Source organism: Rhizobium sp. GR12 (genome assembly GCF_036596185.1).
In the GTDB taxonomy this organism is placed as follows: domain Bacteria; phylum Pseudomonadota; class Alphaproteobacteria; order Rhizobiales; family Rhizobiaceae; genus Agrobacterium; species Agrobacterium nepotum.
On record NZ_JASXTH010000002.1, the window covers coordinates 415,380 to 427,856 of the forward strand.

Below are 12,477 nucleotides of genomic sequence, written 5' to 3' on the forward strand. Positions count from 1 at the left end.
CAAAGCCCCTGCCCTGCACTGCCTTATTCGGCGGCCGTAGCCGGATCCGTCATGTCCTGCAGCATCTGCGTTGCAGAACCTGCACCCGTACCCTTGCGGCGTTCCTCGAGGATGAGGTCGTCGCGCGAGGTGGCGATGCGGCGGATCTGCGTCATGGTGCCGCCGGTACCGGCCGGGATGAGGCGGCCGACGATGACGTTTTCCTTGAGGCCCTGCAGCGTGTCCGTCTTGCCGGCGATCGCAGCTTCCGTGAGAACCTTTGTGGTTTCCTGGAACGATGCGGCCGAGATGAAGGACGGCGTCTGCAGCGAAGCCTTGGTGATACCAAGCAGAACCGGATCGCCATAGGCAGGCTTCTTGCCTTCTTCCATCAGGCGGTCGTTGTTGTCGTCAAGCTCGATACGATCGACATTGTCGCCAACGATATAGTGGCTGTCGCCCGCATCGGTGACTTCAACCTTCTGCAGCATCTGGCGAACGATCACTTCGATGTGCTTGTCGTTGATCACAACGCCCTGCAGTCGGTAGACTTCCTGGATTTCGTTCACGAGGTAGGAGGCCAGAGCCTCTACGCCCTTGATCGCCAGAATGTCGTGCGGTGCCGGGTTGCCATCGAGAATGTATTCACCCTTCTCGATGTAGTCGCCTTCCTGAAGATGGAAAGGTTTGCTCTTCGGGATCAGGTATTCGACCGGCTCGACACCGTCCTCAGCAGGCTCGATCTGAACGCGACGCTTGTTCTTGTAGTCACGACCGAGACGGATCGTACCATCGATTTCGGCGATGACAGCGTGATCCTTCGGACGACGTGCTTCGAAGAGTTCGGCAACGCGCGGCAGACCACCGGTGATGTCCTTGGTCTTGGCGCTTTCCAGCGGCGAACGTGCAAGCACGTCACCCTGGAAGACCTTGGTGCCCGGTTCAACCGACAGAATGGCGTCTACGGACAGATGGAAGCGGGCTTCGCCACCACGGCTAAGCTTCGCAACAGCGCCCGAAGCATCCTTGATGATGATCGCCGGCTTGAGGTCAGAACCGCGCGGCGTCGAACGCCAGTCGATAACCTGACGCTTGGTGATGCCGGTGGATTCGTCGGTGGCTTCCAGAACGGAGAGACCGTCGACGAGGTCCTCGAAGTGAACGGTGCCTTCCACTTCCGTCATCATTGGACGGGTGTAGGGGTCCCACTCTGCAAGACGCTGGCCACGCCTCACCTTGTCGCCGTCATCCACGAAGATCTTCGAACCGTAAGCGACACGCTGCGAGGAACGTTCCACGCCGCGCTCATCGAGAATGGTGACCGACATGTTACGGCCCATTGCAATGAGAACGCCATCGGAGTTCCGCAGGATGTTGCGGTTCTTGATCTGGATCGTACCTTCATACGATGCTTCCAGGAACGACTGGTCGACCACGTTTGCCGTACCGCCAAGGTGGAAGGTACGCATGGTGAGCTGTGTGCCCGGTTCACCGATCGACTGTGCGGCGATGACGCCAACGGCTTCGCCCATGTTGACCGGAGTACCGCGTGCAAGGTCGCGACCGTAGCAGACGCCGCAAACGCCGATCTGCACTTCGCATGTCAGCGCCGAGCGGATACGGACGGACTGGATGTTGGCCTTCTCGATTTCGACCACATCGGCCTCATCGATCAGCTTCGCCGCATTGACGATGCGCTCGCCGGTCACCGGATGATCGATGTCATCCAGCGCGGTACGGCCGAGGATACGTGCGCCGAGCGAGGCAACAACCTGACCGGCATCGACGATGGCGGTCATGGTGAGGCCCTTGTCGGTACCGCAATCCACGGAGTTGACGATGCAATCCTGCGCCACGTCGACGAGACGACGGGTCAGGTAACCGGAGTTGGCGGTCTTCAAGGCGGTGTCTGCCAGACCCTTACGGGCACCGTGGGTCGAGTTGAAGTACTCGTTAACGGTCAGGCCTTCCTTGAAGTTCGAGATGATCGGCGTCTCGATGATTTCGCCCGAGGGCTTGGCCATCAGGCCGCGCATGCCGCCGAGCTGACGCATCTGGTTCGGAGAACCGCGGGCGCCCGAATGGCTCATCATGTAGATGGAGTTCATCGGCAGCTGACGGCCCGTTTCCGGGTCGAATTCCACAGCCTTGATGCGCGCCATCATTTCTTCGGCGACCTTCTCGGTTGCCTTGCCCCAGGCGTCGACAACCTTGTTGTACTTTTCGCCCTGGGTGATGAGACCGTCGTTATACTGCTGTTCGTATTCCTTCACCAACGCTTCCGTATCGCCGACGATTTTCACCTTGGCGTCCGGAATGACCATGTCGTCCTTGCCGAACGAAATGCCGGCGCGGCAGGCGTGGGAGAAGCCGAGCTGCATGATGCGGTCGCAGAAGATCACCGTGTCCTTCTGGCCGCAGTGACGGTAGACCGTGTCGATCATCTTGGAGATGTTCTTCTTGGTCATTTCCTGGTTGCAGGTCTCGAACGGCACGTTGACGTTCTTCGGCAGAAGTTCGCCGATGAGCATGCGGCCGGGGGTCGTTTCATAAATCTTCGATACCGGCTTGCCGTCGGCATCCACGGTCTTGAAGCGACCACGGATCTTGGCATGCAGCGTCACGACCTTGTTTTCAAGCGCGTGATGCAATTCGCCGATATCCGAGAAGGCCATGCCTTCGCCGGGCTCGTTCTGGTTCATGATCGACAGGTAATACAGGCCGAGAACCATGTCCTGCGAAGGAACGATGATCGGATGGCCGTTTGCCGGATGCAGGATGTTGTTGGTCGACATCATCAGCACGCGGGCTTCAAGCTGGGCTTCCAGCGAAAGCGGCACGTGAACGGCCATCTGGTCGCCGTCGAAGTCGGCGTTGAAGGCCGTGCAGACGAGCGGATGCAGCTGGATGGCCTTGCCTTCGACCAGCATGGGTTCGAAGGCCTGGATACCCAGACGGTGCAGCGTCGGTGCGCGGTTCAGAAGGACCGGATGTTCGCGGATGACCTCGTCGAGGATATCCCAGACTTCCGGCTTTTCTTTTTCAACCAGCTTCTTGGCCTGTTTGACGGTCGAGGAGTAACCCTTGGCGTCGAGGCGGGCATAGATGAACGGCTTGAACAGTTCGAGCGCCATCTTCTTCGGCAGGCCGCACTGGTGCAGCTTCAGTTCCGGGCCGGTCACGATGACCGAACGGCCGGAATAGTCGACGCGCTTGCCGAGAAGGTTCTGGCGGAAGCGGCCCTGCTTGCCCTTGAGCATATCGGAGAGCGACTTCAGCGGACGCTTGTTGGCACCCGTGATGACGCGACCGCGACGGCCGTTGTCGAACAGCGCATCGACGGATTCCTGCAACATACGCTTTTCGTTGCGGATGATGATACCCGGCGCGCGAAGCTCGATCAGGCGCTTCAGACGGTTGTTACGGTTGATGACGCGGCGATAGAGATCGTTAAGGTCCGACGTCGCGAAACGACCGCCATCCAGCGGAACCAGCGGACGAAGGTCCGGCGGAATAACCGGAACGACCTTCATGATCATCCATTCCGGACGGTTGCCGGATTCCATGAAGTTCTCAACGATCTTGAGACGCTTCATATATTTCTTCTGCTTGAGTTCCGACGTGGTCTCGGCAAGCTCGGCGCGCAGGTCGCCGGCGATCTTTTCGAGGTTCATCGAAGCCAGCATCTCGTAGATGGCTTCAGCGCCGATCATGGCGGTGAACTGGTCTTCGCCGAATTCGTCAACGGCGATCATGTACTCTTCCTCGGACAGAAGCTGGTTCTGCTTCATCGAGGTGAGGCCCGGTTCGGTGACGATGTAGTTCTCGAAATAGAGAACGCGCTCGACATCCTTCAGCGTCATGTCGAGCAACGTCGAGATACGCGAAGGAAGCGACTTCAGGAACCAGATATGGGCAACAGGCGCAGCAAGCTCGATATGGCCCATGCGCTCGCGGCGAACGCGCGACAGCGTAACTTCGACGCCGCACTTTTCGCAGATGATGCCCTTGTACTTCATGCGCTTGTACTTACCGCACAGGCACTCGTAGTCCTTGATCGGTCCGAAGATGCGCGCGCAGAAAAGACCGTCGCGTTCCGGCTTGAACGTACGGTAGTTGATGGTTTCCGGCTTCTTGATCTCGCCGTAGGACCACGACAGAATTTTTTCCGGCGAAGCGATCGAAATCCGGATGGAATCGAAATGCTGCGCAGGCACCTGAGGATTGAAAAGATTCATGACCTCTTGGTTCATGCCTTGTCTCCTTGAGAGGCTAGCTGCTGCCCCTGTTTGCATCTGGACCGGCTTCTTCCCGGGTCACCGTCCAGAGCTTTAAATACGGATTAACCGCACAATGCGGCGAAAGTGTCCCACAGCAACCGCCGGCTGCCGGGGAAACCGGCAGGCGCCAAAAAGGCGCCCGCCTCTCTTACTCTTTATTCCGCCGCGTCAGGCAGCTGATCCTCGGACTGGTTCTCGATCTTCGAGTTCTCCAGTTCGACCGAAAGACCGAGCGACCGCATTTCCTTGACGAGAACGTTGAAGCTCTCGGGGATACCGGCCTCGAAGGTATCGTCGCCACGGACGATTGCCTCATAGACCTTGGTGCGGCCCGCTACGTCGTCCGACTTGACGGTGAGCATTTCCTGCAGCGTGTAAGCCGCGCCGTATGCTTCCAGAGCCCAGACTTCCATTTCCCCGAAGCGCTGTCCGCCGAACTGCGCCTTGCCGCCCAGCGGCTGCTGGGTAACGAGCGAGTAAGGACCGATCGAGCGAGCATGGATCTTGTCGTCGACAAGGTGGTTCAGCTTGATCATGTACATGTAGCCGACGGTGACCTTACGGTCGAACTGCTCACCGGTACGACCGTCATAAAGAACGGACTGACCGGATTCATGCAGACCTGCCTTCTTCAGCATCGCAGCAACGTCTGGCTCATGCGCACCGTCGAAGACCGGGGTCGCGATGGAAACACCGCGCTTGGCTTCTTCGGCAAGCTTGACCAGCGACGCATCGTCAAAGCGCTTTACCTCGTCATGCGATTCACTCGCATAGATTTCGGTAAGCTCCGTGCGAAGCTCGCTGATGTCCAGCGTCTTGTGATACTCTTCGAGCATCTCGCCGATCTTCTTGCCCATGCCTGCGCATGCCCATGCGAGGTGGGTTTCGAGGATCTGGCCGACGTTCATGCGCGAAGGCACGCCGAGCGGGTTCAAGCAGATATCGACGTGCGTGCCGTCTTCGAGGAACGGCATGTCCTCGACAGGAACGATACGCGAGACGACACCCTTGTTACCGTGACGGCCGGCCATCTTGTCGCCCGGCTGGATCTTGCGCTTCACAGCAACAAAGACCTTGACCATCTTCATGACGCCCGGAGGCATTTCATCGCCGCGCTGGACCTTTTCGACCTTGTCCATGAAGCGCTGTTCAAGGCGCGACTTGGATTCGTCGTACTGACCGCGAAGCGCTTCCAGTTCGGACTGAGCCTTTTCGTCCTCGACCGCGAACATCCACCACTGCGAGCGGGGATATTCGGAGACGATGGCGTTGGAAAGCTCGACGCCCTTCTTGAAACCCTTCGGACCGGCGATGGAAACCTGACCACGCAACATGTCGATCAGACGGCCGTAGACGTTACGGTCGAGGATAGCCTGTTCGTCGTCGCGGTCCTTCGCCAGACGCTCGATCTCTTCGCGCTCGATAGCCATCGCGCGCTCGTCCTTCTCCACACCGTGACGGTTGAAGACGCGGACTTCCACAACGGTACCAAACGTGCCCGGAGGCATGCGCATGGAGGTGTCGCGAACGTCGGAAGCCTTTTCACCGAAGATGGCGCGCAGAAGCTTTTCTTCCGGCGTCATCGGGCTTTCGCCCTTCGGCGTGATCTTGCCGACGAGGATGTCGCCCGGCTGAACTTCCGCACCGATGTAAACGATACCGGCTTCGTCGAGGTTCTTCAGCGCTTCTTCCGAAACATTCGGAATGTCGCGCGTGATTTCTTCCGGACCAAGCTTCGTGTCACGCGCCATCACTTCGAATTCTTCGATGTGGATGGAGGTGAACACGTCGTCGGAAACGATACGTTCCGACATCAGGATCGAGTCTTCGTAGTTGTAGCCATTCCAGGGCATGAACGCGACGAGCGCGTTGCGGCCGAGCGCCAGATCGCCGAGATCGGTCGACGGGCCGTCCGCGATGATATCACCCTTAGAGATGAGATCGCCTACGGAGACCAGCGGACGCTGGTTGACGCAGGTGTTCTGGTTCGAACGCTGGAACTTCTGCAGACGGTAGATATCGACGCCCGACTTGCCTGCATCGAGGTCTTCCGTAGCGCGGATAACGATACGGGTCGCATCCACCTGATCGACGACACCGCTGCGGCGAGCCGCAATGGCAGCGCCGGAGTCACGGGCAACGATCGGTTCCATGCCGGTGCCGACGAACGGCGCTTCCGCCCGCAGAAGCGGAACGGCCTGACGCTGCATGTTCGAGCCCATGAGAGCGCGGTTGGCGTCGTCGTTTTCCAGGAACGGAATGAGAGCCGCCGCGACCGAAACGAGCTGCTTCGGCGAAACGTCCATCAGGTTGATGTTGTCGCGCGGTGCGAGCATGACTTCGCCCGAGTGACGGCAAACGACGAACTCTTCAACGAAGGTGCCTTCGGCATCGAGTTCGGCATTGGCCTGTGCGACGTAGTACTTGGCCTCTTCCATGGCGGAGAGGTAGATCACGTCGGTCGTCACTTTGCCGTCGATGATCTTGCGGTACGGGCTTTCGATAAAGCCGTACTTGTTGACGCGGGCAAAGGTGGCAAGCGAGTTGATCAGACCGATGTTCGGGCCTTCCGGCGTTTCGATCGGGCAAATACGGCCATAGTGGGTCGGGTGAACGTCGCGGACTTCGAAGCCGGCGCGCTCACGGGTCAGACCACCCGGTCCAAGAGCCGAAAGACGGCGCTTGTGGGTGATTTCCGAAAGCGGGTTCACCTGGTCCATGAACTGCGAAAGCTGCGAGGAACCGAAGAATTCGCGAACGGCGGCAGCTGCCGGCTTCGCGTTGATCAGGTCCTGCGGCATCACGGTGTCGATTTCGATCGAGGACATACGTTCCTTGATCGCACGTTCCATGCGCAGAAGGCCGAGGCGGTACTGGTTTTCCATCAGCTCGCCGACCGAACGCACACGGCGGTTGCCGAGGTTGTCGATGTCGTCGATTTCGCCCTTGCCGTCGCGCAGTTCGACCAGCATCTTCACGACCGCGAGGATGTCTTCCTTGCGCAGCGTGCGCACGGTGTCTTCCGCATCGAGGTCGAGACGCATGTTCATCTTCACGCGGCCAACAGCCGAAAGGTCGTAACGCTCGCTATCGAAGAACAGCGAGTTGAACATGGCTTCCGCCGAGTCCATCGTCGGCGGTTCACCCGGACGCATGACGCGATAGATGTCGAACAGCGCTTCCTGGCGGTTCTGGTTCTTGTCGGCGGAGAGCGTGTTGCGGATATAGGCGCCAACATTGACGTGGTCGATGTTGAGGACCGGAATCTCGTCAAAGCCGGACTGAAGAATGAGGCCGAGCGTCTTCTCGTCGATTTCGTCGCCGGCTTCGAGATAGATTTCGCCCGTCGAGTAGTTGACGATGTCTTCGGCAAGGAAGTTGCCGTAGAGGTCTTCGTCGGTCGCCTTGAGTGCCTTCAGGCCCTTGTCGACGAGCTGACGGATAAGACGCGGGGTCAGCTTCTTGCCACCTTCGACAACGACTTCGCCGGTATCGGCGTCGATCATGTCGGTGATGACCTTGGCATTCTTCAACGCCTCAGGCTGGAACGGAATCCGCCAGCCATCGCCGGCGCGCTCGTAGGAAGCCTTAGTATAGAAGGTCGACAGGATTTCTTCGCCATCCATGCCGAGCGCCATCAGGAGCGAGGTCACGGGCAGCTTGCGGCGGCGGTCGATACGCGCATAGACGATGTCCTTGGCGTCGAACTCGATGTCGAGCCAGGAACCGCGATACGGGATCACACGCGCAGCGAAGAGCAGCTTGCCGGAAGAATGGCTCTTGCCCTTGTCGTGATCGAAGAACACGCCCGGCGAACGATGCATCTGCGAAACGATGACGCGCTCGGTGCCGTTGACGATGAACGTGCCGTTATTGGTCATGAGCGGCATATCGCCCATGTATACGGACTGTTCCTTGATGTCCTTGATGGACTTCGCGCCTGTATCCTCGTCAATATCAAACACGATGAGACGCAGCGTCACTTTCAGCGGCGCAGCATAGGTCAGGTCGCGCTGACGGCATTCCTCGACGTCGAACTTCGGTGCTTCGAATTCGTAGGAAACGAATTCGAGCATGGACGCACCGGAAAAATCGGTGATCGGGAATACGGATTTGAATACGGCATTCAATCCCTCGTCGGGACGGCCACCCTTGGGCTCGTCAACCATGAGAAACTGGTCGTACGAAGCCTTCTGAACCTCGATGAGGTTCGGCATTTCCGCTACTTCTGGAATTTTGCCGAAAAACTTGCGTACGCGCCTGCGACCGTTAAACGAAAGGGTCTGAGCCATCGTCGCTCCTTTAAAATTGCATCCGGGCCTGCAACGGACGGGAACCGATGGCCAGTCGATCCCGTCAAGCAATGGGTGTCATCAATCTCGTTCCACATCCCAGATCGATCAGGCCGGATTGCCTAGATGAGCCGGTTCGGAACCATTCTCTTGAAGAACCCATTACCCAAAAGCCATTTTCACGCGGCTTTTGGGTAATAAGTTTTAAAACGATGACGACGGAAAGGGGCATGAAGCCCCTTCCCGCCAGCAATCGCAAGATTACTTAACGTCGACCTTGGCGCCTGCGTCTTCAAGCTTCTTCTTGAGGTCAGCAGCTTCAGCCTTGGAAACAGCTTCCTTGACAGCCTTCGGAGCGCCTTCAACGAGGTCCTTGGCTTCCTTCAGGCCGAGACCCGTGATAGCGCGGACTTCCTTGATGACGTTGATCTTGTTGGCGCCAGCGTCAACCAAGACAACGTCGAATTCGGTCTTTTCTTCTTCAACGACAGCAGCAGCAGCACCGCCAGCAGCAGCAACAGCTACCGGAGCAGCGGCGGAAACGCCCCACTTTTCTTCGAGAAGCTTCGACAGTTCTGCAGCTTCCAGAACGGTCAGGGTGGAGAGGTCTTCAACGATCTTTGCGAGATCAGCCATTTTGATAGTTCCTTTTGTTCAGTTCGAACCAGTTTGAATAGTTACAGCGAAAAACCGCCTTAAGCGGCTTCGTCCTTCTTGGCGTAAGCCGAGAACACCCGTGCAAGCTGGCTTGCAGGTGCTGCGACAACCGTGGCGATGCGCGTTGCCGGGGCATTGAGAAGGCCCAGCAGCTTTGCACGCAGCTCGTCCAGCGAAGGCAGGGTCGCAAGCGACTTGACTGCTTCGGCGTTGAGCGTGGTTGTACCCATGGCGCCACCGAGAACAACGATCTTGTCGTTGGTCTTGGCGAAATCCATGACGACTTTCGGAGCCGTCATAGGGTCGACGCTGTATGCAATCAGCGTCTGACCCGTGAAGAGATTTGTCATCCCTTCCGACTCCGTGCCCTGAAGAGCGATCTTGGCCAGGCGGTTCTTCGCGACCTTGACGGTGCCTCCGGCAGCGCGCATCTTCGAACGGAAGTCGTTCATCTGCGCAACGGTGACACCAGCATAGTGGGCCACGACAACCGAACCGGAAGCCTTGAAGACTTCGTTCAGCTCCGTGACGAATTCGCGTTTTTCCGCTCTTTCCACTGTCTGTCTCCAGTAGACGGGGCCACATAAGTGTGAACCCGTCGGGTTTGCCTTTGCCCCAAGGGACCTTTTACAAAGATCCCGAGCGACGCTCGAGGATCCTGTCCCCCGCTCTGTCGCCGTAAACGGCTTCAGGCACAGGCACACCAGGTTCGAACCGGACAGTCAGGCATCCAAAGACGCCTCAAATCCAGCCTCACCCGTCTCATGCAGGCTTTAGTGATTAAGGCCAGACCCCGAGGGAAATGGCCGCCTACAATCTCGGACAGGAGTTCCGGGTTTCCCCGGAAATCTCCGGCTCCCTGAGAGCCGGAAATTCTTTTAGTCACGCTCCCCGATAGGGAAGCGCGAGAATTGATTAAGCCGAAACCGACGAAGGGTCGATCTTGACGCCCGGACCCATGGTCGAGGAGATGGCAACACGCTTGACGTAGTTGCCCTTGGCGCCAGCCGGCTTTGCCTTGATGACCGCATCGGCGAAAGCCTTGATGTTTTCTTCAAGAGCCTTGGCATCGAACGAAGCCTTGCCAACGCCAGCATGTACGATACCGGCCTTTTCGACGCGGAATTCGACAGCACCGCCCTTGGACGCCTTGACGGCGCCGGCAACATCCATCGTCACCGTACCGACCTTCGGGTTCGGCATCATGCCACGCGGGCCGAGTACCTTACCGAGACGGCCGACGAGCGGCATCATGTCCGGGGTCGCGATGCAACGATCGAAGTCGATCTTGCCGCCCTGGACGATTTCAACCAGCTCTTCCGCACCGACGATGTCAGCGCCGGCGGCCTTGGCTTCGTCAGCCTTGACGCCACGGGCGAAAACGGCGACGCGAACGTCACGGCCTGTGCCGTTCGGCAGATTGACAACGCCGCGAACCATCTGGTCCGCATGACGCGGGTCAACGCCGAGGTTCATCGAAACTTCAACGGTTTCGTCGAACTTGGCGATCGCACGTTCCTTGACCATCGAAATGGCGTCGGTCAGAACGTAGAGCTTGTTAGGATCCACGCCTTCGCGGATCTTCTGAATGCGCTTTGCTACCTTGGTCATGATCAACCTACCACTTCAAGGCCCATGGCGCGGGCAGAACCCTCAACCATTGCCATTGCGCCTTCGATATCGGCAGCATTCAGATCCTTCATCTTGGCTTCTGCGATCGTCTTGACCTGAGCCTTGGTGATGGAGCCGACCTTGGCACCCTTGCCGGGTGTCTTGGAGCCGGAGGTGATCTTTGCTTCCTTCTTCAGCCAATACGTCATCGGCGGCTGCTTCATGATGAAGGTGAAGGACTTGTCCTGGTAGTAGGTGATGACGACCGGGATCGGCATACCCTTTTCCATTTCCTGCGTGGCGGCATTGAACGCCTTGCAGAATTCCATGATGTTAACGCCACGCTGACCAAGCGCAGGACCGATCGGCGGGGACGGATTGGCCGACCCTGCCTTCACCTGAAGCTTGAGCTGGCCTGCAACTTTCTTAGCCATTTCTCTCTGCCTTTCAATTCAAACCGGTCGCCCGGTTTCTCTTCTAGCCGGATCGCTCCGGCGGCTGCGGTTGCGTGGTGCGGTGTGCTGCCCCGGCTTAAAGAGTCAGCCTGCCTCCCACGCGGTTTGGGGTTTCACCCCTCCAGTCAGACCTTCTCGACCTGACTGTATTCCAGCTCGACCGGCGTAGCGCGGCCGAAAATCGAAACTTCCACCTTCAGGCGCGAACGCTCTTCGTCGACATCCTGAACCACGCCGTTGAACGACGCGAACGGACCATCGGAAACGCGAACCTGCTCGCCGATCTCGAACGTAACCGAAGACTTCGGACGCTCGACACCTTCCTGAACCTGACCGAGAATACGGTCGGCTTCATAATCCGGAATCGGAACAGGCTTATTGTCCGAACCGAGGAAACCCGTTACCTTCGGTGTGTTCTTGATGAGGTGATAAGCCTCATCCGTCAGGTCGGCGCGCACCATCACGTAACCCGGAAAGAACTTGCGCTCGCTGTCGACCTTGCGGCCACGACGAACCTCGACGACCTTTTCGGTCGGGACGAGGATTTTCTCGAAAAGATGACTAAGACCCTTCTGACGAGCCTTTTCTTCGATCGACTCGGCGACCTTCTTTTCGAAATTTGAATATGCGTGAACGATGTACCAGCGCGCTGCCATTTTTTTATTCTCCGTTCAATCCGTTACCGGCCGACACTCAGCACGAGGCTAAGCAGCCAGCCGATGAGCTGGTCAGCAGCAAAAAAGAACAGAGCCGCAAAAATGACCATCACAAGCACCATAGCCGTCGAAATCATGGTCTCGCGGCGCGACGGCCAAGTGATCTTTGACGCTTCGGCGCGCACCTGCTGCAGAAACGTAAACGGATTGGTTTTGGATGCCATTGACTGCCCACGCAATTACGGCGCGTAAAGCCGAACTAGTCAGCCCCACGCACCGCGTGTCTGTTTTGACCTTACATAAACACCGATTCCGCTTTTAACAAGAGGAAATCGACATTCGGCGAAATTCGCCGGAAACCCGGCACCATCTGCCATGCAGCGAAAACCGCGCTTGCGGATGGAAAGTGGCAGGGGCAGTAAGGCTCGAACTTACGACCTGCGGTTTTGGAGACCGCCGCTCTACCAACTGAGCTATACCCCTTCGTCACCGTAACCGGCTAAGAAAATCGCTTGGCCAATTCGGTATGCGCTCCTTTAAGACGCAG

General features: G+C 58.0%; 9 protein-coding genes and 1 tRNA gene. All 10 read right to left on the reverse strand.

Annotated features, from left to right (window positions below):
- Window positions 1-23: 23 nt before the first annotated feature.
- Window positions 24-4,232 carry a DNA-directed RNA polymerase subunit beta' gene (rpoC, locus tag QSK43_RS05020; RefSeq protein WP_045024940.1) on the reverse strand — a complete coding sequence of 1,403 codons (4,209 nt, stop codon included), beginning with the start codon at window positions 4,230-4,232 and terminating at the stop codon, window positions 24-26.
- Between the two features lie 182 nt (window positions 4,233-4,414).
- On the reverse strand, window positions 4,415-8,551 hold the full coding sequence (gene rpoB, locus QSK43_RS05025) for a DNA-directed RNA polymerase subunit beta (RefSeq protein WP_332302509.1): 4,137 nt from the start codon (window positions 8,549-8,551) through the stop codon (window positions 4,415-4,417).
- A 64-nt stretch (window positions 8,552-8,615) separates the two neighbouring features.
- Complete coding sequence (locus tag QSK43_RS05030) at window positions 8,616-8,783, reverse strand: hypothetical protein (protein WP_332302510.1); 168 nt, start codon at window positions 8,781-8,783, stop codon at window positions 8,616-8,618.
- Between the two features lie 29 nt (window positions 8,784-8,812).
- The gene (gene rplL / locus QSK43_RS05035; protein WP_045024943.1) at window positions 8,813-9,187 is read right to left on the reverse strand and encodes a 50S ribosomal protein L7/L12; all 375 of its coding nucleotides are present in this window, start codon (window positions 9,185-9,187) and stop codon (window positions 8,813-8,815) included.
- 59 nt (window positions 9,188-9,246) lie between these two features.
- Complete coding sequence (gene rplJ, locus QSK43_RS05040) at window positions 9,247-9,765, reverse strand: 50S ribosomal protein L10 (protein WP_045024945.1); 519 nt, start codon at window positions 9,763-9,765, stop codon at window positions 9,247-9,249.
- A 358-nt stretch (window positions 9,766-10,123) separates the two neighbouring features.
- Window positions 10,124-10,819, reverse strand: coding sequence for a 50S ribosomal protein L1 (gene rplA, locus QSK43_RS05045; RefSeq protein WP_045024947.1), 696 nt, complete (start codon window positions 10,817-10,819; stop codon window positions 10,124-10,126).
- A gap of 2 nt (window positions 10,820-10,821) precedes the next feature.
- The gene (gene rplK / locus QSK43_RS05050) at window positions 10,822-11,253 is read right to left on the reverse strand and encodes a 50S ribosomal protein L11 (RefSeq protein WP_045024949.1); all 432 of its coding nucleotides are present in this window, start codon (window positions 11,251-11,253) and stop codon (window positions 10,822-10,824) included.
- A gap of 146 nt (window positions 11,254-11,399) precedes the next feature.
- The gene (nusG, locus tag QSK43_RS05055) at window positions 11,400-11,930 is read right to left on the reverse strand and encodes a transcription termination/antitermination protein NusG (RefSeq protein WP_045024951.1); all 531 of its coding nucleotides are present in this window, start codon (window positions 11,928-11,930) and stop codon (window positions 11,400-11,402) included.
- A 23-nt stretch (window positions 11,931-11,953) separates the two neighbouring features.
- Complete coding sequence (secE, locus tag QSK43_RS05060; protein WP_042618546.1) at window positions 11,954-12,154, reverse strand: preprotein translocase subunit SecE; 201 nt, start codon at window positions 12,152-12,154, stop codon at window positions 11,954-11,956.
- Between the two features lie 183 nt (window positions 12,155-12,337).
- Window positions 12,338-12,413 (reverse strand) — tRNA-Trp (locus tag QSK43_RS05065).
- Window positions 12,414-12,477: the final 64 nt, after the last annotated feature.